The following is a 22,026-nucleotide window of genomic DNA, read 5'->3' as shown; positions in this document are numbered from 1 at the left end:
TCTATCACCGGGGAGATACCCCGGTGATTTTTTTTATCTCAAAACCCTTTAATTCTCGCCATTCACCCGGCAGGAGTTCGTCTGGCAATCTAAAGCCACCGACTCTGATTCGTTTTATCCTCATGACCTCGTTTCCACAGGCTTTGACCATTCTCTTTATTTCATGATATTTTCCTTCAGTGAGGACAATCAATAATCTATCATCTCCAATATTTTCTACATGTTCTGCTTTCAATATTTCTCCGTCTTTTAACACAACAGGTTCTTTCATTTTTTTTATGAACTTTTCTTCGATTCTGTCTCTAACTTTTACAATGTATTCTTTTTCAATCCTGTTTTTAGGGCTGATGACGCTATGTACAAAGTCGCCATCATTACTCAGCAACAACATTCCTTCAGCGTCTTTGTCTAGACGTCCAGCAATGGAGAGCTCTTTATTGAAGGGAGCCATAATAAACTTAAAAACGCTTTCACCGTCCACTGAACTCCTTGAAGATACATATCCAACTGGTTTATATAGGACTATGTAAACATACCCAAATGGTTGGAGCTCCTTACCGTCGAGAAAAACCTTATCTCCGACGCTGATTTTCAGATCATCATTCCTGACAATGATGTCATTAACTTTTACTTTTCCAGCCCTGATAAGCTTTTTGCTTTCTCTTCTGCTGATTCCACCATACCTTGAAATGAATTTATCAAGTCTCATTCGCTCTACCATTCCATAACCTCCATTAGTTAATTTTAACGCTTTCTCTTCTCGAAAAAATTAATATGTAATGGTATAATTTTTTCAAAAGAAAAAAAGAGAGAAGGTGGAAATATGAGAAAGGAGTGGGTACTCCATAGGCCTGATGATACCCAGGTTTTCCGTTTGGTTGAATATCTGGGCATTGATTCTTTCCTCGCAAAACTCCTTGTAAACAGAAACATAACTGATGAAGCAGAAGCAAGAAAGTTCCTTAATCCTGATGCGTCTTTAATGCATGATCCTTTCCTGATGAAAGACATGTCCACAGCGGTGAAAACCATAATTGAATCTGCCGAAAGAGGTGACTCCATCGTCGTTTTTGGTGACTACGACGTAGATGGTGTGACTTCAACAGCGTTGCTTTATCTCGCAATGAAAAAACTTGGATTCAACGTGAGTTACTACATTCCATTGAGGTTAGAAGAGGGGTATGGCCTCAGCAGGGACGCGATCACCGAATTATATGAAAAAGGCCATCGTTTGCTCATCACAGTCGATTGTGGGGTCACATCCGTTGAAGAGATAAAGCACGCAAAAGAACTTGGCTTCATGGTTGTGGTAACAGATCACCATGAAGTGAAAGATGAGCTCCCCCCGGCAGATGCCGTAGTGAACCCGAAACGACTTGACGACGAATATCCATTTAAGGGATTGGCCGGTGTTGGAGTGGCTTTCAAATTGCTCTCGGCATTAAATGAAACTCTTGGTTTCCCCCTTGATCCACAGGATTATCTCGATATAGTGGCTCTTGGTACAATAGCGGATATAGTTCCCCTTAGAGACGAAAACAGATACATGGTAAAAGAAGGAACCAAAAAAATTCAGAATCGACCTCTTCTTGGTTTAAAAGCGCTTTTGAGCTACCTCAGGATGAATTCAGAACATCTAACGGCTCAAGATATAGCTTTTAAGATTGCCCCGAAATTGAATGCAGCCGGTCGTATGGATTCTGCCATCGTTGCTCTGGAACTCCTCATAAGCAAAGACCATGAGGAAGCGATGAAAGCCGCCAGCAGATTACTGCAACACAATCAGAATCGCCAGACAATAGAAGCAAAGATTTTCGATCAGGCTGTAAAAGAGATAGAAAAGAACAAATCTTATAAAGAAGACTTTGTCCTCGTCCTTTCCGGAGAGAATTGGCACCTTGGCGTTCTCGGAATCGTGGCTTCGAGACTCGTTTCGATGTATAACAAACCTGTATTTCTCATATCCACCTCCGGTGAGGAAGGCAAAGGATCTGCCAGAAGTCCCTCAGGGATCAGTATTATTGCACTTTTGAACAAAGTAAGCGCTCTTCTAAAAGAATTCGGTGGCCATGAGATGGCTGCTGGACTTACTATCAAAAAGAAAAACATTCCTTTAATGAGAAAACTCATCAATGAGGCATACATAGAGCTTTATGGAGAAGAACTACCCGTGCATGTGGTTGAGGTCGATGCTGAGTTATCTCTCGATAACATAAGTAACGACACATTAAAGAAGATTGAATTATTGAGACCTTTTGGACACTCTAATCCTGAACCTAGATTTCTTTTCAGAAACCTGAATATAGAAAAGGCAAAGACTTTTGGAAATTCAGGTGACCATGTGAAGTTAATCCTGAGATCCGGTGACAGGAAAGTTCTTGCCATTGGCTTCGGGATGAACCAGCTCTTCGATGAATTCAAATATGTCAAACCCAGTTTACTAAAAATGGATGTGGTGGCCAGTATAAAGACAGACAATGGCTACGGTCTGGAAGGCATGAAATTATCTCTTAACGATGCAAGGCTCTATATAGACCCTGTTTTCGAAGAAGAAGTCAAAGATAAAAACTTCGTTTTTGAATTTATTAGAGATTGGAAAAACCAGAAGCCGGATGTTAGCAATTTTCAGACTGATGTGAGTTCATTGGTAAGCGAGCTAGAAAGACGTCTGTCTCATAAAGCTCCGGAATTTCTACAGTTGACCACTAAAAAACCATGGGGGGTATTCGGAAATATAAGATTGAAACATCCCTTCCTCGCATGGCGGTTGTTGAACAATTATCAAGCGGGAAAACGGACTGTCGTCGTATCGAGCATCAATGGAACACTCGCACACACTTACTATTCCCTTCAACATTACCTGGACCCTATTAAACCGGTGTATGCCAATTCACTCTTTAAAGGCAACCTTGACGAAGAGGTGATCTTTACAACCCTACCTTTTTTCAACGAGAATATAGATAAATTCAAAGAATTCGATGAGATTCTATTTGATGAACCTGCTTACATCATATCGGGAATATACAATAATCATCCTGATTTTGATGCTTTCATACAAAACCTGAACGATGTGTTGCATAAATCTGGATTTCTGGGAAGTGTTTTCACTCAAGACTTAAAGGATCTACTGGGGAGCAAAAAAATCTCTTATGTATTCAAACCGGCATATATCAAACGTGTTGGAATAATAGATAACCGGGGGACGCGCAAGAAGATCGATCAGATTCTATCGCTTGTAAAACATGGCGAAAACGTAGCGGTAATAGTTGATTCCCCCCACAAGACAATTGCACTGGCGAAGATGTTGGGAACGAAGCTGTCCCACACCCTTCAAAATGGCGAGCTCATTTTCTACAACTATCTGCTCAAAGATTTTCAAAGAGCCAATATCTATTCTCTGGTTGAGCGCCAGAAAATCAAAGTACTGATAACCACACCATCAAATGATGGGCTTGGTGTTATGCTCGGCAACTCAAACATTGTCTTTTACAGTGCTCCGAGGAACTTCCTGGAATTGCTCGATGCGGTTACAACAAAACCTGGGGAAGATTCCGAGCTCTTTTTGAATCTTAGTTTCAATAAGAATGACTTACAGTCTAACGTGAATGAAATCGACAAGATATTTCCAACAGTAGAAGAACTGCAAGTGATTTATCAGGATATCTTCGACGTTCTTCCGGCAAACGAGAAGGATATCACAAGAGCACTGAGCTTCGAAAGCGGGCTTGCGCGCGTATATCTATCTATTCTTGAGGAAATGCAAGCTGTAAGGCGGGAAAATGGACTGTGGTATTCGAACAACGGTAATTCTTTTTCCTCTGAGAGGATAAAGAAAACGCTCAGATATAGAGAAGGAATCGCTGAAAAACGTATGGCAAGGTGGTTCGCGTCAAAACTTTCGACAACAACGACACGCTCATTGTTAAAAAGTTTGGGTGATGGTGCAGAGGTGTTAAAGATTGGCTGATACGCTAGATCTCGATGGGTTGCTGATAATAAGTCAAAAAGAAGTATACGAAGCTCTTAGGATTTTGAGTAGTGAGTCTTTGTTCACGAAGCTCTTTCCGACTCCTCCGACAGTCTTCGCAGGTTGTTCGATCTCCCTGGCGATGAAAGCAACAGATTTAAAAAAGGCCAAGGAGATACTGGAAAATAATGGAGTAAAAGTGCTCAAAGTTGTGTACTTAAATAAAAACGTCATAGGTGAATTCTATGATTGTTCTGGGTATTGATTACGGCGATTCAAAGATCGGTCTTGCTCTTTCTTCTGGCACATTTTCTACGCCCCTGACGGTTATTGCTCACGCTGGATACAAAAAAAAGCTTCTGGAGATTATTAAAGAAAAAGCTGTCGAGCAGATAGTTGTGGGGCTTCCAATATCGATGTCAGGAAGATACAGCAATTCCTCCATGAAAGCGGTAGCCTTTGCGGAAAAAATAAAAAAGATAACATCTCTTCCTGTGTTCATGGTCGATGAAAGGCTATCCACTGCTTTCGCCAACAACATTATGAAGCTTTCTGGCATGGATAGAAAACTTGAAGATGCTGTCAGCGCTGCTGACATACTCGATAGATACCTCAAAAGTCCTTCTATGAGTTATGAGATAAAAGAAGCTTTTCCGACGTGTGTGGTGGATACTAGCAAATTATCAGGATATTCTGTTCTCATTTATGCTCCACCATCGCCTTACATTAAAGGACTGGAAGCGCTTGAGTGTAAGTGTCTTGATATTTTCTGCGAACATCCACAGATCTATCTGCACCTCAAAAGTAAAGGATTTCTTCCAAAGAATTTACGAGACGAGATCGACTTTTCCTGTTACGATATAATTGTTATCGGTAAGGGTTTCAATGAAGAACTCCTAAATTTCTCTGGTGTTTTATTGAAATTCAGGTGCCCGTAGCTCAATGGATAGAGCGCTGGACTCCGGATCCAGAGGTTGTGGGTTCGACTCCCACCGGGCACGCCAGCTTTTCTAATGCAGGAGGTATGCGAATGAAGAAAGGTGACCTTGGTATCGACTTAGGCACATCATCACTACTCGTCTATCAAAAAGAAAAAGGACTGGTTATTGACGAGCCCTCGGTCATAGCCGTTGAGAAAAAGACGAAGAGGATAATAGCTATAGGTAAAGAAGCTAAAGAAATGATGGGGAGAACTCCCCGAGATATCGAAGCCGTTAGACCCATAAGAGACGGCGTTATTGCGGACTATACTATTATCGAGAAAGCACTTCAGGAACTGCTGAGACGAACTAGGCCAAAATTCTCCTTCACCAAACCATCAGTGGTGGTTGGTGTACCGGCAAAAGTCACCAGCGTAGAAAGGAGAGCTGTGGTTGAAGCCGCTCTGAGTGCCGGTGCAAGCAAAGTATACTTGGTTCTGGAACCTGTTGCTGCTGCCGTTGGTACTGAACTTGACATCTTTGATTCCATCGGCTCCCTTGTGGTCGATATAGGCGGAGGAACTACAGATATCGCAGTTATCAGCCTTGGGGGTATTGTAGTATCCAAGTCTTTGAGGATCGCGGGCGATGCAATGGATGAAGCCATCATAAAGTACATAAAGAAAAAGTATAAATTCTACATTGGTCAGGCTACTGCTGAGGAAATCAAGATGCGTATTGGAAAGGCATTTCCGACCCTGGAAACTTATGAACTCGAAGTTAGAGGTCGGGATGCCATAATGGGATTACCGGGCAATATACGCATAAACTCTGAAGATGTGCTGGAAGCTATTACGCCCATACTTCAGGACCTTGTTCTCAGCCTGAAACAGGTTCTTGAAGAGACACCGCCTGAAATTGCTTCAGATATAATCGACAGAGGAATAGTACTTACCGGAGGCGGTGCAATGATAAGCGGACTTCCTGAACTCTTTATTCAGGAAACAGGTATAAAGACCGTCCTTGCTCCAGATCCTCGAACTTGTGTGGCTTTCGGACTGGGAAAACTCTTGGACGATGACTCGAAACTCGAAAGAGTCGCGGTAAACAGCAAATAGATAGTCTCTTTACGAGGCGTCTAAAAACTCATATGGTCCCCTCGTGGGACCTTTTCATTTCCATCTTCTTACCAAGTTTTGAAAAGTAAAGTGAAAACATCGTTCCAAATAAAATGCCAGCCAACAGTTGTGACCATACGAGTTCAGGAGGCCTGAGCAACAAATCCGGTATAGAACCCACCATCAAACCAGTCAGGAACATAAATGTTGCTGCCCTTTTTCGTTCTAGTAGAAAGTTCAAAAGTTTGCTCATAAAGGTAATACCCAAAACAATGCCTCCGCCCATAAAAAGAATTATATATGCGTCCATAGCATTGATCGCCGCTATCGCCCTGTGGTACTCTCCCAAAAGCAACAGAATGAAAGCTCCGCTAACACCAGGAAGTATCATCGACGAAGCACCCATCATTCCAGCAAAAATATCATACAGAAAACGTGCTGGCGAATGTTTCAGGACATTATTCACATCGTTATCAGCGCTTCCACCCAGTAGAGCCAGGAATATTACAACGAGAACCCCAAAAATAAAACATAGCCAATACCATTTAGTTTTCTTCGTCGATTGTGAAAAGACAACGGGCACACCCCCAATGACCAATCCTGCAAATGCCCCGTAAGTAGCCGAAGGAAATTTCTCTATCGTCAGTTCTATCAGGTTAGAAAAGCCTATTATGCCAATGGCAATTCCAGCTACTACTTCAAGCAAAAACTTGAATCCATGCCGCGTAAACCTTAAAGATAACAGATTGTTAATAGAACGAATTAATTCATCGTATATACCACCCAGAAGTGCTACAGTTCCAGCACTTACTCCGGGGATGAGGTTTGCTATCCCCATCAAAAAACCAACTATCGCGTTAAACAAAAATTCACCTCCCTTGAAGTAATTCTAACAAAATGGAAGGGAATCGTAAATTCCACAAAATTAGTCGGTATTATGCTATAATTAAGGACGGAACGCAGGTAAAACTGGAGGGATTGGAATGGCTTTACTGGAAATTACGGATCTTCATGCTTCACTTGTTGAAGAAAAGGTAGAGATCTTAAAAGGTGTAAATCTGAAGATCGAAAAGGGACAGATCCACGCTGTCATGGGACCAAATGGTAGCGGAAAATCGACTTTAGCTAACGTTATCATGGGAAATCCAAAATACAAAGTGACCGAAGGTGATATCCGCTTTGAAGGAGAAAGTATCCTGGAATTACCTGTCGATCAAAGGGCAAAAAGAGGGATATTTCTTTCTTTTCAACATCCTCAGGAAATATCCGGAGTAAGACTAAGGAAATTTCTAATTTCTGCCAAACAAGCTATGGGGGGAAAAGAACCGTTATTAAAACTGAACAGAGAAATTGAAGATATTGCGGAAGAAGTAGCTCTCAACAAAGAATTTCTGGACAGGTATCTGAACCTGGGCTTTTCTGGCGGTGAGAAGAAGAAAAGCGAGATACTTCAATTTGGGTTTCTAAAACCCAAATTGGCCATATTGGATGAGATCGATTCAGGTCTGGATGTAGATGCTCTGCGAACGATCGCAGAAGCCATAAACAAGTTCAAGAACGACGGAATGTCCATATTGTTGATCACTCACTATCAAAGACTACTGGATTACATCACACCTGATCATGTTCATGTCTATGTGAATGGGCAAATCATAACGAGTGATGGACCGGAACTGGCGAGAAAAATCGAAGAAAAGGGTTATACCTTTCTGCTTGAGGGAATAGAGAGGTGAAACTGATGAAAGAGCGTATTAATGTCGATGAATCGAGATTCGATTTCAAGAATAAAGTAGACTATGCCTATAAAAGTGCTCCTGGGTTGAATGAAGAGATAATAAGAGAGATATCCAAAAACAAAGCCGAACCTAAATGGATGTTGAAAAAACGACTTGAAGCTCTGAAAATTTTTCAGAGTATGCCAGAACCGGACTTTGGAGTTGACAGAAGCCAGCTGAACATAGATAAAATAGTACCATATATAAGACCCAACGCAGGGAAAGAGGCTTCGTGGGAAGAAGTGCCTGAAGAAATCAAAGAGACATTCGAACGCCTTGGTATACCAGAAGCTGAGAGAAAAGCTCTCGCGGGTGTTGGAGCACAGTACGACTCTGAGGTGGTTTATCAACATATACGCAAAGAACTTGAAGATCTTGGTGTTATCTTCCTCGATATGGAAACGGCAGTTAAGAAATATCCTGACCTTGTTAAGAAGTATTTTATGAAACTGGTACCTGCAAGTGACCACAAATATGCCGCCCTTCATGGTGCGATATGGAGTGGAGGCTCTTTCGTATACATTCCTGAGAACGTCAAAGTCCCTCTTCCACTTCAAGCGTACTTCAGAATGAACCTAGCAGGCATGGGACAATTCGAACACACACTCATAATAGCCGATCGCGGTAGCGAATTACATTTCATAGAAGGATGTTCAGCTCCCCGATATAATGTCCACAACCTCCATGCTGGAATGGTGGAGATATTCGTTATGGAAGGAGCGAAGGTCAGATACTCTACTATACAGAATTGGTCAAAGAACACATTCAATCTGAATACCAAAAGAGCAGTTGTTGAAGCTGATGGAGTGATGGAATGGGTGTCCGGTTCGCTGGGAAGTATGAAGACGATGCTCTATCCAGCCACAATATTGAAAGGACGCGGTTCTAAGGCAAATCACCTTGCCGTAACATATGCTGGAGTGGGACAAGTGATGGATACTGGTTCAAAGGTGATCCATCTTGCACCTGACACAAGCTCTACAGTCGATGCCCGGAGCATCAGCATCGGTGGTGGTTGGGCTTTCTATAGAGGCCTTTTATATATATCTGAAAGAGCAAAAAATGCCAAATCATCCGTGGAGTGTTCCGCGCTTATGTTGGATAACGAGTCAAAATCCGACACCGTGCCCATAATTGACGTTCGCACTGAACAGGCTGATATAGGACATGAAGCTCGTATTGGAAGGATAAGTGAAGACCAGATTTTCTACCTCATGACACGTGGACTCACGGAAGTGGAAGCAAAAGCCATGATAGTCAGGGGATTTATGGAGCCTATTGCTCGAGAGCTTCCCATCGAATACGCTGTTGAGTTGAACAGACTCATTAATCTTGAGATAGAAAGCAGCATAGGTTAGGGGTGTCTGAGATGAATATGGAGAAAACACTTAATTTGATACACAACGAATTCAAAATGCTTGAACCTCTTCCAGCGATTCTAGATATTAAAGACTATTCTGAAGATGATTTCTTGCCTGCCCTTGATAGATGTTCTGAAGCGTGTGACTCTTTTAAACGAAGGGCATACGAAGAATATAAAACCTTAAAATTCCCGAAGTGGAAGCGGGCTCCTCTCGAGGATCTTCAACTTGTAAAACCGATTCCCAACTCGAAATATATAATAGAAGGTCCGGAAATAATCAGACCGATGTCAGAGATAAAGAACTTTGAAAAAGAACTCTTGTTGAATCTCGATTTTCAAGGTTCTGATAGAAAATTCACCCTCCTTGCAGATGCCTTTTCAAGAGAAGGCGTGATCATATACACCGAAAAAGAGACAAACTATACTGAACCAATATTTCTGAATGCGATGTCTGAAGGATTTCTTGCCTCAAACCTCATTGTTGTTGGAGAGAGTTCCAGACTAAGTATTGTTTTTTACGGCCAAAACGAAGGTACTTTCAGAGCAATCACTAACCGCTTTCTGTTAAGAAAGAACGCTCAACTCAATGTGCTCTTTGTGAACTTCGCATCAAATAATGCGTACCAGTTCTTCAATAATTATTACTTACTGGATGAAAATGCTCGGTTACAGCTGTACGATATAAATCTTGGTGGTGAAGTAACCGCGCCATATCATCTTGTAAAGGCGGCAGCACAGGGAGCCAAAGCGGTCGTAAAGCCTCTATTTTTCCCAGCAAACCATGAAAAGATTGATATGCTGTATCTTGGCAGAATAACAGCTTCTGAAGCCACTGTTGAAATTGAAGGCATTGGCGCTGTATCCGGCTATTCAAAGGCTATTTTTCGGGGGTTTATTGATATAAAGAAGGGAGCGAAGAACGCCAACGGCACAGAACATTCTAGTACTGTGATGCTTTCTGATACAGCGATTGTGCAGTCGATTCCCAGTTTGTTTGTGGACGAGAACGAAGTTAACGCTTCTCACGCAGCTTCTGTAGGAACAGTGGAAAGTGAAAAGATATACTACCTCATGACACGAGGACTCTCAAAAAATGAAGCTCTGAAACTCGTTGTTACCGGGGCGTTTGACCCTGTGATTGAAGAAATAGGGAGAATTTTTGGCGAAGGTGCTGTTGGAGGTGTGCGTGATGTCATTGGTGAGAGGATTGGATGATTATTTTTGTAAGTTAAAGTCCGATTTTCCCATATTTTCGAAGCATCCTGATTTGGTTTATCTTGACAATGCTGCAACTACTCAAAAACCGTTTTCCGTAATCGAGAAATTGAAGAACTTTTACAGTGAAACGAATGCCAATGTCCATCGGGCTGTCTACAGATTGGCTGAAGAATCTACAGCCCTCTATGAAGAGGCGCGGGAAATCGTTGCAAGTTTTGTTGGTGCCAAAAGCGGGGAAGTCATATTTACCCGCGGCACCACTGAGTCTTTGAATCTGCTCGCATATTCTCTTGGCCTTTCTAAAAAATATCGGGCTTTTGTCGTTCCACTTTTCGAACACCACAGCAATTTTGTACCCTGGCAGCAGGTGGCTCATATCCTTGGACTCAAATTTTATCCAGTTAAAATTCACGCGAGCGGATTCTTACTTGAAGATGTCGTGAAAACAATAAATCGTTGCGAAAAACCTTTCGTATTCTCTATGACAGGCTTGACCAACTCTCTCGGATACCGAACTCCATTTGAAGAGGTTACAAAGCTCGTCCATTCAGCTGGTGGAGTGTTTGTATTGGACGGCGCCCAGCTTATACCCCATGAACCTTTTAACTTCAAAGAGTCAGGAGTTGACTTTCTTGCCTTTTCTGGCCACAAGATACTCGGCCCAACAGGCATAGGTGTTCTTGTGGGTAAGGAAGATCTGTTAAAGCAGATGATTCCCTTCCAGTATGGAGGTGAAATGATAGACAGAGTAGGAGAACGCGATACCACCTTCGCGCCCATACCTCACAGGTTTGAAGCCGGCACTCCAAATGTAGCCGGAGCAGTGGGGCTTGGAGAAGCCTTGAAATACCTTGAAAGGATCGGAATCGAAAAAATCTCAAAACATATAAAAAACCTCACAGAAGAAGCTGTAAAAGAACTTTCGGATATCCCTGGACTCACCCTCTACCGTCCAGAAAATTCCCATGGCATAATAAGTTTTTCCCATGAGAATATCCACCCTCACGATCTGGCAGAACTCTTGAGCCGACTCTCTAATGTCGCTATTCGCAGTGGACATCACTGTTCTCAGCAACAGATGAAAGTCCTTGGAGTATCTTCCCTTTGCAGAGCCTCTTTTTACCTGTATAATACTCACAGTGATGTCAAAAAACTTGCTGATGGGATCAGGGAAGCATTGAGGTGGTTTTCATGAGACTGGAAGATCTTTATTCGGATGTGGTGATGTTCCATTACAAGAATTCTCCACATAGAGGAAGGCTCAACAACCCAACCCACGAACAGGAAGGAGCGAATCTTTCCTGCGGTGATTTGATTCATCTATATCTCATAATCAATGACAAAGGAATTATCGAAGAATTGAAATATGATGGTCATGGTTGTGCTGTCAGTATGGCCTCAGCATCAATGCTGGCCGATCTTGTCGAAGGAACATCAAAAGAAGAAGCCAAAAAAATCATTCAAGAATTCTACAACATGATAAAAGGCGAGAAGTATAATGCAGAGCTTCTGGGAGACGCTGCCGTTTTTTCTAGCCTTCGCCAGTTCCCGGTAAGAGTGAAATGCGCCACCCTTGCCTGGCATACTCTAGAAGAACTGATCAAATGAGAGCCCTCCCGACTAATTCGGAGAGCTTTTTGACAAAAAAAGAACCGGTGTGACCACCGGCCCAAATCCTGCTGAAGTAACCCTCTACATTAATTATATAACTTTTTTGTATTAAAATTCAAGACACATTTTATTTGATTACTTTGAGATTGCAAAAAGCCCCAAAATATATAACAGACCAATCACGAGACTTATTGTCACGGGCATTATCATCCAGCGTACGTATTCTTTGAACCCGAATGATCTCCCGATTTCTCTCTCGAGATATGTGATGGCGACGATGTTTTGAACGGCTCCCAGAGGTGTTAGACTCGTTGCGAAATTACCGCTTATGGCGAAAGCCCACCAGATCATCGTCGAAAAGCCGAAACCCACAAGTATTCTGAAGACAGGACCAAATATGAGGGCTGCAGGCACGTTATTTAATATAGGTACAAAAATTGCGGCCAGCGCAAAAGGTATTATCAACATCATCAGTTGACTATCCTGGAAGTGCAATAACCCATTTGCCATTAATTCTGTGATCCCGATAGACTCGAGGGCGTGAGAAATTATGTACAGCCCTGCAAAGAAGAAGAGCATATCCCAGTCAATCTTATCCGATACATGGTCAAAACCTTTCTTATTAACCAAAAGGAGCACGATTCCACCCAAAAGGGCTATATAAGAAAGTTCGACGCCAATAACCGTATGAATTACAAAAAGAATGATCACCGCAAGAAAAACGGCAAGTGATACCCTCATCATTTTCCAATCAGTTATTGCTTTGTTTTCATCCATTTCATCGAGCTTCTTGATATTGCTTATAATTGACGCATCAACTTTTATGTGCTTCTTAAAATAGAGCATTAGAACCATAAATACCAGGATGGAAGCAGGTCCAAGTTTTATAATAAAGTCATTAAAAGAAAAGCCACTGATAGAACCAAGCACCAGATTGAACGGGCTTCCTATCAAAGTGGCTCCTCCTCCGATGTTGTCAATCACAAGCGTTAACATTATCAATGGTACAGGATCCATATCTAATAGATCCGCTATCAAGAACATCATTGGAGCCATTACAATGATGGTAACTACGTTATCAAGGAATGCAGAAGTCAGAGCAACAACAACCATCAAGAGGGTTAAAGTAAAATAGAAACGTTCTCCACCAAACTTTATTACTTTTATTGAGAAATACTCAAAAAAACCCGAAGAGTTGAGGAATGCGACGATAATCATCATACCCGTCAAAAGACCGAGGGTATCCAGATCAATGACTCTACTTATGTTTTCCGGCTCAAGCCCTTCAACGAGCTTCATGGCCGCGATAACCAGCGCTAGGCCAAAAGTAATTACTGCCTTATTCTTTTTACCGAAGATAATAAAACCATACGTGACAACTACTATGATCAGGGTTATCAATGTATTCAGGCTCATGCTACTAACATCCCCTTTAATGGTTTCAGCGGACGAACCGAACAGTAAGATGCTATAATTTCATAAGTCACTGTTAAAACCATTCAATGATTATTTATTTTACCAAATGGAGGGGGCTTTATGGACTTCGATAAATTGACTGAATTATTGTTTGTCCCTGGAATCTCAGGGCGTGAAGAAATGATACGTGAAAAGATAATTGAATTATTACCAAAGGGAATCCCTTATCATGTCGACGATCTGGGAAACCTGATCGTTGAAATTGGACAGGGCGAAAAGCTTCTCGGTTTCGCCGCTCACATGGATGAGCTTGGTTTGTTGATCACGGGTGTAAATCCCGATGGTACGTTGAATTTCAAGAAAATAGGTGGAATCCCTGAAGAACTGTTACCAGGTAGACACGTGGACGTGATAAATTCCTTAGGAGAATCGATCGATGGGATAATCGGATTTATGCCGCCCCATCTGTCCAAAAATTCAAAGGGAATTGAACCAGTTATCGATGTTGGGGCAAGCTCCCCTGAAGAGGTCTCGGAGTTAGGGATAGAAGTTATTGATTACGCTGTTTTCAGAAAACAGGTATCCATTCTCAACGATAAATTCGTTGCCGCGAGGGCTCTGGACGATAGGTTTGGTTGTGCGCTGCTTTTGGAGTTTCTAGAGAAAGCGCTGGATATGGATCTAAACAAGAAACTCCTTTTTGTCTGGACAGTGCAGGAAGAAGTGGGGCTTGTGGGAGCTCAGGCCATTGCAGCGCAATATCGTCCGACTGCGTTTTTTCCCATCGATTCTTTCGCTTGCTGTTCGAAACTGACGGGAAACATCAAACCCGGTAACGGTCCTGTGTTGAGGATGAACGATAGTTCTTCAATAGCCTCCTATGACCTCGGAAAGCGTTTACTTTCACTGGCAAAAGAAAAAGAAATACCGCTTCAGTTTGGGGTTACAGGTGGCGGAACAGATGGTATTCCCTTCCTGAGGAAAGGGGTTAAAATGGTGCCACTGAGCCTTGCTATAAAAAACCTTCATTCAGAAGTGGAATACCTTTCTGTGGAAGATTATGATCATTTGTTGAACCTCTTAGTAGAGATTACGAAAGTGTTCTGAAACTTTCAAAGAACTATAATCAGGAGGAGTACATGGATATATACAGCTGGTTGGTACATTCAGGAGTTCTCTCGGCAGTGAGAAAGCCATCTCGTTACATAGGTAAAGAACTGAACAGCGTAAAAAAAACTCCTGAAGGTAAACTCAGGGTTTTGCTTGCTTTTCCGGACATATACGAAATTGGTATGTCGCACATCGGTTTAAAACTGCTCTACGATCTCCTGAATAGGGAAAACTACGTTTATGCTGAACGCGCTTACCTTCCGTGGAAAGACATGCTTGCAGAGATGAAGAAATACGGGATACCCGTCTATTCTATGGAAAGTTATACTCCAGTGAGGGAGTTCCATATTCTGGGGATAACCTTACAGTATGAACTCAGCTACACAAACGTTCTGGGACTTCTGGAATTTTCAGGTATACCTCTCCTTCAGAAAGATAGAAGCGACGAACCGTTGGTCGTGGGAGGCGGCCCCTGCACGAGCAATCCGGAACCCATGGCTGACTTCTTTGACCTATTCGTGATTGGTGACGGTGAAGCAGCGATACTTGAGATAGCAAAGCTTGTTCATAAAAACCTTGAGTTGTTAAAAGCCGGCAGGCGCAGAGAACTCTTATCCCTGCTTTCCAGACTGCCGGGCGTTTATGTCCCTTCCCTGGGAAAACGTGAAGTTCATAAAGCTCTAATAAAAGACCTGAACGACTACGAAATCATGACTTCCCCTGTCGTTCCATACATGAATGTTGTTCATGACAGGGCTGTGATAGAAATAATGAGAGGCTGCAACAGAGGCTGTCGCTTCTGTCAAGCCGGTATGTTTTACCGACCGGTGAGAGAAAGAAAATTGGAGGAAGTTCTCTCCAGCATTGAACCTCTTATAGAGAGTACAGGTTATGAAGAACTTTCTTTTCTCTCATTGAGTACTATGGACTATACGGCAGTGGAAAAGCTCACTTCTGGAACTCTTCAATACTTGCAGAAGGAAAAGGTCGGACTCTCCCTTCCATCCACAAGGGTCGACAGCTTTGGCGTTGAAATGGCTACAAAAATCGCTTCCATAAGGAAAACAGGGCTTACCTTTGCCCCCGAAGCTGGTACGCAAAGGCTGAGAAACGTTATAAACAAAAACATTACGGAAAAAGAAGTTATCGAAGCGATATCTTCAGCGATTGAGAGGGGGTGGAAACGAGTCAAACTGTACTTCATGATAGGTTTGCCCACGGAGACCGAGGAGGATATAGAAGGCATCGTGGAGTTATCAAAAAAAGTTAAACGTCTTGGGCTCAAGTATCTTACGGTCTCCATCTCAATATTCGTTCCAAAACCTCATACTCCGTTCCAGTACGCTAGACAAATAACACCTCCAGAGGCAAGAAAGAAATTTGCGATCCTTTCTAAGATCAAGAGGTTCGCCACCTTACAGTTACACGACCCCGGAAAGAGCTACATCGAAGGAGCTCTAAGTCGTGGAGACAGGCGGGTTGGTGAAGTTATTTACAGAGCATACAAAGCTGGCTCTCTCTTCGACGAATGGGGTGAAGAATTCAGACTTTCCACATGGTTGAAAGCATTCGAAGCTTGTGGGATAGATCCTGAACTTTATTCCAGAGAAAAAAGACCGGATGAAAAGCTGCCATGGGACCATATATCTCTGGGGATTACCAGAGAGTTCCTGTACAGAGAATACCAAAAGGCCCTGAAAGAAGAGACCACTCAGGACTGTAGATGGGACAGATGCACACTTTGCGGCGTGTGCCAGGAATATAGAACATTCAACGTGTTGAACAGAGTTTGAAAGCGCTGAGGTGCGATATTTCTGTGACATCACCGGCGCCAAGAAATAAAACTACTGCCTTTTCTTGTTTCTCGACCCATTTAAGCACTTCATAATAATCAACGTGATGATGGGCGGGTACGTTATGCTTCTTCAATCCGTCCAGCACTTCCGTTTCATCGAGGGCGTAACTTCCCTTTTCATAAGCATCATACAACTTGAAAACACAGACTTCATCAGCGCCTTTTAATGAAGCGGCGAATCTTCCATTCTCTCTTGCCAATCTAGAATATCTGTGCGGCTGAAACACTACTGCGAGCTTTTTATCAGGGAAAGCTTCTCTTGCGCCTTTGATTGTGTTTCTGATCTCATCTGGCGTGTGTGCATAGTCATCTATGAGATACACATCTTTCTCTTCGTCATAACCCCTGAGAGTAAACCTTCTGTCGGCGGAAACGAATGTGGCCAGTGAGCTCTTTATGACCTCCACATCTATTCCGAACTGTCTTGCCATGGCGATTGCAGCCAACGCATTGTACACGTTGTGCTCACCTGGAATGTTCAATTCAAATACCCCTAATGAGACATCGCCTTCAAGAACTTCAAATGTTTGGTTTATCCCAACTGCCCGTCTCTTTTTAAAGCGGTAGTAACCACCGGATTTACCAAAGGACACGTGTTTGGTTTCACCCAGAAGCATCCTGAGCACATCATCATCGTGGTTGTAAACGATCTTTCCTGCAACACCATTCACGAAGAGAATCAAGTGGTCGAGAAAGTTCTCGTGACTGTTATTGTAGTGTTCAAGGTGATCAAATCTGACATTAGTTATCAGGGCATGGTCGGCTTTAAAAGAAGCAAAAAAACCGTCGGACTCATCTAGTTCTGCGATGGTCATTCCAGTTCCACGTCTGTAGTTGGCATGTTCAAGGAAAGGCACCTTCCCGCCAAGGAAAACTGTTGGATCTTTTCCAGCATCAATAAAAATTTTAGAAAGCATTGCTGTAGTAGTGGTCTTACCATCGGTACCTGTAACACAAAGGGAGATGTTAGTGGAAAGTACCTTTTTTAGAAGCTCCATACGGTAGAGAACGGGTATACCCTTTTCCACAGCCGCTACGAGTTCGGGATTATTTTTAGAAACCGCTGTGGTTCTAATAACAACATCTGGCTTACCAATATTTTGTGGAGAATGTCCAATTAAGATACGAATGTCATTTTGCCTTAAATATTCTACTCTTTCATTCTCTTCATAATTTGATCCAGAAACTTCTTTACCCTCAGCCGCCAAATGAAGGGCGAGACTACTCATGCCAATCCCGCCAATTCCGATAAAGTGATATTTCAACGTGATTCCTCCCGAAATAAGTTTTCGACAATTAACTCGACTGGTTCCTTTTCATAGGGAACGACTACTGTTTTTTTCCTCAAGCTGTCTCTAATCCTGGAAAGGAGTAACTCTGGCGTAACCGCGTTTTCAAGTATAACATATCCAAGACCGACTTTTTCCAATGAAACAGCGTTGTAATATTGATGGTTCTCAGCCGCACCGCTCCAGGGAATGATTATTGCTTTTCGACGATAATTCATTATCTCTGCGACAGATGTTGCTCCACCTCTGGATATTACAAGATCTGCTTTAGCCATATATTCGTGAATGTTTGGAATGTACTCGAAAACCCTGACAAAGGGGTATTTTCGAAAATCCTCCATATTGCTTCCTTTTCCCGTAACGTGCAGAAACTGGTAGCCATCATCATCACAAATAGAACTGTATAACTGTAACATCTTTTCGTTAATGAAGTCAGATCCCTGACTACCTCCCATGACAACAATGAAAGGCTTCGTAGGATCGAATTCCAATGTGTTGAAGATTTCTTCCCGGCTCATGGACACTTTTCTTACAGGATTGCCCGTTAAGCAGGTCTTATAAGCATATTTACCGAACCTGGAAGCACTTTCTTCAAAACTTATAAAGACTTTAGTGGCATACTTTGCAAGCCTTTTATTTGCAATACCGGGTAATGCGTTCTGCTCATGCAAAAAAATAGGGATGTCGAGCTTCTTTGCTGCCAGAACAACCGGGAACGAAACGTAACCACCGCTGGAAAACAAAAAATCAGGCTTAAACTTACTGATTTCTTCCTTAACAAGCCGCATTTGTTCAAGATGTTCTAAAATGATTCCAATGTTTTTTGGATTATATATAGGTCTCAGAAGCCCTTTTAGCTTTAAAGGAATTTTCCTGACATTTGGTAAATCCATTTCAACTCTTTCATCGTCAAGACGGCCTGCAATTGTAAAATAAAGAAACTCGGTTTCGTATTCTTCCGCAAGCCTCTGCGCTACCGAGAGGACGGGATAATAATGTCCACCTGTACCTCCACCACAAAGAACCACTCTGTACTTAGCCAATCTCATCCTCTCCTCTTTCAAGAATAATTGAAAAGGAGATTCCCAGCCCAAGGATAAGGGAAATCAAAGAAGAACCGCCATAACTCACGAAAGGAAGAGTGACGCCTGTTGGAGGAAAGAGTCCAAGATTAACCCCAATATTCACGGTTGCTTGAAGAAACACATAAAAACCGAAGCCTATCACAAAAAGTTTACCACCTATATTTTTAACGTATCTCAAAGCTATCTGAGAAATAACCATGACAAAACCGACATAAGAAAACATAAGAAGAAACATGCCAAATATTCCCCACTCTTCGCCTATAGTTGCGAAAATAAAGTCTGAATAGCTCACAGGAAGATAATATTTCACTATCCCCATTCCAAGACCCTTCCCGAAGGTATCACCCGAAGAAATGGCTAGAAGGCTGTAGGAGACTTGTTCGTGACTTTGCCCCTTGAGGGAAGAAAAGAACTCTGAAAGCCTCTCAAGTTGGTAGGGCTTTATCAAGTCGGCTTTCAATAGAAAAACAGCTATCAGAGTCATCGCCATAAAAAGAATAAGTAAATACCCGAGTTTTGCACCGCCAAGAATCATCATGATCAAAACAATGGCAAGCATGATGATTGAAGTCGAAAGGTCTGGCTCAATGAAGGTAAGTCCAATTATTGGAGCTGAAATAATAAGAGGAAAGATTACTGTGTTCCAGAACGTTGCCTTCTCCCCTTTGAGTTTTCCAAAATGCGCTGCAAGGATCAAAAGCAAAACGATCTTCGCGAATTCAGATACCTGTATGGAAAAACTTCCCAGTTCGATCCATCTATGAGCGCCCCCTCTACTCTGTGAGAAGAGAACAAATGTGAGAAGCAGGATTGTCATAGGGTAGTAAAAGAGAAAGGAAAGACGCAGATGAGTACTTCCCTGCATAAAGATCGCGATAGAAGCGAGTAATAAACCTATGAAAAACGCCACAAGTTGTCTTTGAAGGTACTCAGAAGCATAAAAACCCACGAGCCTTGCTTCCATACTGAGCCCGGCACTGTATATGAAAACAAACCCCATTGCAAGCATGATGCTGACAAAAACACTCAGGATGATTATCTGACTTCTCATCTGCTTGAGCTTACCATCTCCTTCAAAGTGTTTACCTTCTCGATGAAGTCCATTCCCCGTTCTTTATAATTTCTGTACATATCAAAACTGGCCCCACCAGGGCTGAACAACACCACATCCCCCTGCCTAGCTATTTTATGCGCCAGTTCCACTGCCTGACTCATGTTATCAACAATAACAAATGGAATTTCACAATCGAGCTTTTCCACCAAACCAAGGCTTTTTCCGATTATGATTACTTTTTTGAGATTTCTAATGCGTTCTATTAATTCTTTATAACTCTCATTCTTGCCCTTACCGGCAAGTATTAAAACTACATTATCAGGTGAAAAATTGTCGAGAGCTTTTACAACAGCATGAGCGTTCGTTGCTTTAGAATCGTCGATATATTTCACACCTTCTATGGTTGCGATCTCTGACATTCTGTGATCCGGATATCGATAGAAAGCTATTTTTTCAAAGGCATCGTATATTGACAAACCCAGAAAATGCGAGAGAGCAATGGCGATAAGAGCGTTCTCTATGTTATGCTTTGCTTTGATATATTTTTTTAGCTCAAGCTGTGCTTTATGAAATAACATGATCCCGTCCTTCAATGACAAAATTGTTTCTCCCCTGATAGAAAAAGGCACGACACGGTTTTTCGTAAATAGTTTATCAAATTCAACAGTTAATTCATTCCTCAGGATCGAATAACCACTCGTCAGATTCACTATCTTAAGTTTTGCTAGTAAATACTCCCTGAAAGAATTATGGTAGTCGAGATGATCTTCTGCAACGTTTAAGACGCTTGAGAGATGGAAAAGTTGTTCTTCAGAGTTGAACCAACTCAGCTGAAAAGAACTAACTTCAAGAACGTAAAAGTCGTAATCCTCGTAGATGGCGGATATCAGCGGTACGCCTATATTTCCACCTATGAAAGTTTTTAATCCACTTTCTTTTAGTATATGTCCCAGCATCGTCACGGTGGTCGTTTTGCCATTTGTACCCGTGATGCCTATGAAAATCCCCTTTTTTCTTTTTCTCAATTCTTTGAGAGCGAATTCTAGTTCGGTTGTTATAGGCTTACCAGTATTTAACACGTTTTTACCAATCAAACTATTGGGAGAAATTCCAGGACTCATAATGAAAGAATCCGATTCGAGGAGTTTCTCTGTATGTCCACCCTCTTCGAATTCAATCTCTTCTTTTTCCAAGAAAATTCGGCGTTCTTGTGGAATCTCGCCTTGCTCGGAGACAAAGCAGTTCCATTCTGGGTAAGTTTTTCTTATATATTTTAAGAGTTCAAAGTTAGAAGTCCCCAGACCTACCAACCCTACTTTAAACACTACTTACCCCTCCAAGCTATTATTCCAAGCACAGATGAAAGTAAAGCGACAACAGAAAATCTGGAGGCAATCTTAGATTCATGCCAACCAGAAAGTTCAAAATGATGATGGACAGGTGCCATTTTAAACACCCTCTTTTTTCTCAACTTAAACGAAGCAACCTGAATTATAACACTCAACGTTTCTAACAGAAAGACAAATGCAAAAAGAATAAGGTAGACCTCCCGACCTGTTAATGCCATGGTGGTGGCCAGTATTCCGCCAAGAGATAGCGATCCGGTATCACCCATGAAGACCTTTGCTGGATACCAGTTATGCCATAAAAAACCAAGGAGCGCACCAACGAGAGTAAAGTAAAACGAACTCTGATAATTCAATATGATCAGCGGAAGCACCGACGCAATAAACACACTTCCCGCTAACCCATCAACACCATCTGTGAGATTCACAGCATTCGCTGTACCGACAATAACGAACGCGGAAAATGGAAAGTATAACCAACCCATTTCAATATTTTTCCCTGAAAACGGTAACAGAAGATAGGTATGAGGATTAATGCGCTGAATCAGATAGACAATCAAAAATGCGAATGAAAACTCCAGTATTAATCTGAATGCAGCACTTACACCAGCGGCATTCCGCTTCAACAACTTTGCGAGGTCATCTATGGCTCCAGTAAGACCAAAAAACGCTCCTGAAAGAGCGATTATAAGTACATCCTGTCCCTTATTAAAAAAAACCTGAAGGATTAAGGCTATGGAAATGAAAATGATTCCCGCCGAGGTTGGGGTACCGGTTTTGTGATTGTGCAAGTCAGGGCCTTCTTCACGGATGAACTGTCCGATTCTAATTCTCTTCTGTAGCCTTTCAAAAGGATACAAAAGTAAGAGCACTCCGAAAAAGGAAAGAAAAAACAGTAT

The 22,026-nt window shown here is 42.1% G+C and carries 19 protein-coding genes and 1 tRNA gene; 12 read left to right on the top strand and 8 right to left on the bottom strand.

Translation table 11 applies throughout. The features are described 5' to 3' along the window. Positions 1–4: 4 nt before the first annotated feature. Positions 5–721: a pseudouridine synthase gene (locus tag IX53_RS03915; protein ID WP_053001160.1), complete on the bottom strand. Its 717-nt coding sequence runs from the start codon at positions 719–721 to the stop codon at positions 5–7. A gap of 102 nt (positions 722–823) precedes the next feature. Between IX53_RS03915 and recJ the strand changes: the two genes are divergently transcribed. The 5 genes from recJ (at position 824) to mreB (ending at position 6,005) form a co-directional block, all read left to right on the top strand. Further along, the gene (gene recJ / locus IX53_RS03910; protein ID WP_047754239.1) at positions 824–3,967 is read left to right on the top strand and encodes a single-stranded-DNA-specific exonuclease RecJ; all 3,144 of its coding nucleotides are present in this window, start codon (positions 824–826) and stop codon (positions 3,965–3,967) included. Further along, on the top strand, positions 3,960–4,232 hold the full coding sequence (locus tag IX53_RS03905; RefSeq protein ID WP_047754238.1) for a putative Se/S carrier protein: 273 nt from the start codon (positions 3,960–3,962) through the stop codon (positions 4,230–4,232). The genes recJ and IX53_RS03905 overlap by 8 nt, the downstream gene beginning before the upstream one ends. After that, positions 4,213–4,905, top strand: coding sequence for a Holliday junction resolvase RuvX (gene ruvX, locus IX53_RS10760; RefSeq protein ID WP_082128462.1), 693 nt, complete (start codon positions 4,213–4,215; stop codon positions 4,903–4,905). The genes IX53_RS03905 and ruvX overlap by 20 nt, the downstream gene beginning before the upstream one ends. After that, positions 4,896–4,971, top strand: a tRNA-Arg gene (locus IX53_RS03895). Before ruvX ends, IX53_RS03895 begins: the two co-directional genes overlap by 10 nt. Before the next feature lie 26 nt (positions 4,972–4,997). Then, on the top strand, positions 4,998–6,005 hold the full coding sequence (mreB, locus tag IX53_RS03890) for a rod shape-determining protein (protein WP_047754237.1): 1,008 nt from the start codon (positions 4,998–5,000) through the stop codon (positions 6,003–6,005). Positions 6,006–6,033: 28 nt separating this feature from the next. Here the strand turns inward: mreB and IX53_RS03885 are convergent, their stop codons facing one another. Then, positions 6,034–6,870, bottom strand: coding sequence for a DUF368 domain-containing protein (locus IX53_RS03885; protein ID WP_053001158.1), 837 nt, complete (start codon positions 6,868–6,870; stop codon positions 6,034–6,036). A gap of 118 nt (positions 6,871–6,988) precedes the next feature. On the opposite strand from IX53_RS03885, the gene sufC reads away from it, so the two are divergent. From sufC to sufU, 5 genes are read left to right on the top strand one after another with little or no spacing between them, the layout of a single operon-like run. After that, positions 6,989–7,738: a Fe-S cluster assembly ATPase SufC gene (gene sufC, locus IX53_RS03880; protein ID WP_047754236.1), complete on the top strand. Its 750-nt coding sequence runs from the start codon at positions 6,989–6,991 to the stop codon at positions 7,736–7,738. A gap of 5 nt (positions 7,739–7,743) precedes the next feature. Then, entirely contained in the window at positions 7,744–9,138 is a 1,395-nt protein-coding gene (sufB, locus tag IX53_RS03875) for a Fe-S cluster assembly protein SufB (RefSeq protein ID WP_047754235.1), read from the top strand. An 11-nt stretch (positions 9,139–9,149) separates the two neighbouring features. Then, the gene (locus IX53_RS03870) at positions 9,150–10,358 is read left to right on the top strand and encodes a SufD family Fe-S cluster assembly protein (protein WP_047754234.1); all 1,209 of its coding nucleotides are present in this window, start codon (positions 9,150–9,152) and stop codon (positions 10,356–10,358) included. Continuing rightward, a complete protein-coding gene (locus IX53_RS03865) occupies positions 10,333–11,556 on the top strand; it encodes an aminotransferase class V-fold PLP-dependent enzyme (RefSeq protein WP_053001157.1) in 1,224 nt (407 codons plus the stop codon). Before IX53_RS03870 ends, IX53_RS03865 begins: the two co-directional genes overlap by 26 nt. After that, a complete protein-coding gene (gene sufU / locus IX53_RS03860) occupies positions 11,553–11,969 on the top strand; it encodes a Fe-S cluster assembly sulfur transfer protein SufU (protein ID WP_047754233.1) in 417 nt (138 codons plus the stop codon). The genes IX53_RS03865 and sufU overlap by 4 nt, the downstream gene beginning before the upstream one ends. 138 nt (positions 11,970–12,107) lie before the next feature. On the opposite strand, the gene IX53_RS03855 is transcribed toward sufU, so the two are convergent. Continuing rightward, positions 12,108–13,388, bottom strand: coding sequence for an ArsB/NhaD family transporter (locus IX53_RS03855; protein ID WP_053001156.1), 1,281 nt, complete (start codon positions 13,386–13,388; stop codon positions 12,108–12,110). Positions 13,389–13,508: 120 nt separating this feature from the next. Here IX53_RS03855 and IX53_RS03850 point away from each other — a divergent pair, with 120 nt between their 5' ends. Next, complete coding sequence (locus tag IX53_RS03850; RefSeq protein WP_047754232.1) at positions 13,509–14,495, top strand: M42 family metallopeptidase; 987 nt, start codon at positions 13,509–13,511, stop codon at positions 14,493–14,495. 32 nt (positions 14,496–14,527) lie between these two features. Next, complete coding sequence (locus IX53_RS03845) at positions 14,528–16,291, top strand: radical SAM protein (RefSeq protein ID WP_047754231.1); 1,764 nt, start codon at positions 14,528–14,530, stop codon at positions 16,289–16,291. On the opposite strand, the gene murC is transcribed toward IX53_RS03845, so the two are convergent. Genes murC through mraY form a run of 5 tightly spaced genes read right to left on the bottom strand, consistent with a single transcriptional unit; the run spans position 16,269 to position 21,999 of the window. Then, positions 16,269–17,618 carry a UDP-N-acetylmuramate--L-alanine ligase gene (gene murC, locus IX53_RS03840; protein ID WP_047754230.1) on the bottom strand — a complete coding sequence of 450 codons (1,350 nt, stop codon included), beginning with the start codon at positions 17,616–17,618 and terminating at the stop codon, positions 16,269–16,271. The two genes, IX53_RS03845 and murC, sit on opposite strands and share 23 nt — an antisense overlap. After that, on the bottom strand, positions 17,615–18,685 hold the full coding sequence (locus IX53_RS03835; RefSeq protein WP_047754229.1) for a UDP-N-acetylglucosamine--N-acetylmuramyl-(pentapeptide) pyrophosphoryl-undecaprenol N-acetylglucosamine transferase: 1,071 nt from the start codon (positions 18,683–18,685) through the stop codon (positions 17,615–17,617). The genes murC and IX53_RS03835 overlap by 4 nt, the downstream gene beginning before the upstream one ends. Continuing rightward, positions 18,678–19,778 (bottom strand): FtsW/RodA/SpoVE family cell cycle protein, encoded by a 1,101-nt coding sequence (locus IX53_RS03830; RefSeq protein ID WP_047754228.1) that lies wholly within the window; start codon positions 19,776–19,778, stop codon positions 18,678–18,680. The genes IX53_RS03835 and IX53_RS03830 overlap by 8 nt, the downstream gene beginning before the upstream one ends. After that, the gene (murD, locus tag IX53_RS03825; RefSeq protein WP_047754227.1) at positions 19,775–21,106 is read right to left on the bottom strand and encodes a UDP-N-acetylmuramoyl-L-alanine--D-glutamate ligase; all 1,332 of its coding nucleotides are present in this window, start codon (positions 21,104–21,106) and stop codon (positions 19,775–19,777) included. Before murD ends, IX53_RS03830 begins: the two co-directional genes overlap by 4 nt. Further along, complete coding sequence (mraY, locus tag IX53_RS03820; protein WP_245612757.1) at positions 21,106–21,999, bottom strand: phospho-N-acetylmuramoyl-pentapeptide-transferase; 894 nt, start codon at positions 21,997–21,999, stop codon at positions 21,106–21,108. The genes murD and mraY overlap by 1 nt, the downstream gene beginning before the upstream one ends. Positions 22,000–22,026 lie beyond the last annotated feature (27 nt).

The sequence above is a fragment of the Kosmotoga pacifica genome (assembly GCF_001027025.1).
Classification (GTDB): domain Bacteria; phylum Thermotogota; class Thermotogae; order Petrotogales; family Kosmotogaceae; genus Kosmotoga_B; species Kosmotoga_B pacifica.
The sequence above is the reverse complement of the archived record's forward strand: the minus strand, read 5'-3'. Positions and strand labels throughout refer to the sequence as shown.

Bases quoted from the DNA above. Each gene is read 5' to 3' on its own strand.
- IX53_RS03915 (WP_053001160.1), bottom strand. From the start codon at position 721: ATGGTAGAGCGAATGAGACTTGATAAATTCATTTCAAGGTATGGTGGA.
- recJ (WP_047754239.1), top strand. From the start codon at position 824: ATGAGAAAGGAGTGGGTACTCCATAGGCCTGATGATACCCAGGTTTTC.
- ruvX (WP_082128462.1), top strand. From the start codon at position 4,213: ATGATTGTTCTGGGTATTGATTACGGCGATTCAAAGATCGGTCTTGCT.
- mreB (WP_047754237.1), top strand. From the start codon at position 4,998: ATGAAGAAAGGTGACCTTGGTATCGACTTAGGCACATCATCACTACTC.
- sufC (WP_047754236.1), top strand. From the start codon at position 6,989: ATGGCTTTACTGGAAATTACGGATCTTCATGCTTCACTTGTTGAAGAA.
- sufB (WP_047754235.1), top strand. From the start codon at position 7,744: ATGAAAGAGCGTATTAATGTCGATGAATCGAGATTCGATTTCAAGAAT.
- IX53_RS03870 (WP_047754234.1), top strand. From the start codon at position 9,150: ATGAATATGGAGAAAACACTTAATTTGATACACAACGAATTCAAAATG.
- IX53_RS03865 (WP_053001157.1), top strand. From the start codon at position 10,333: ATGTCATTGGTGAGAGGATTGGATGATTATTTTTGTAAGTTAAAGTCC.
- sufU (WP_047754233.1), top strand. From the start codon at position 11,553: ATGAGACTGGAAGATCTTTATTCGGATGTGGTGATGTTCCATTACAAG.
- IX53_RS03855 (WP_053001156.1), bottom strand. From the start codon at position 13,388: ATGAGCCTGAATACATTGATAACCCTGATCATAGTAGTTGTCACGTAT.
- IX53_RS03850 (WP_047754232.1), top strand. From the start codon at position 13,509: ATGGACTTCGATAAATTGACTGAATTATTGTTTGTCCCTGGAATCTCA.
- IX53_RS03845 (WP_047754231.1), top strand. From the start codon at position 14,528: ATGGATATATACAGCTGGTTGGTACATTCAGGAGTTCTCTCGGCAGTG.
- IX53_RS03830 (WP_047754228.1), bottom strand. From the start codon at position 19,778: ATGAGAAGTCAGATAATCATCCTGAGTGTTTTTGTCAGCATCATGCTT.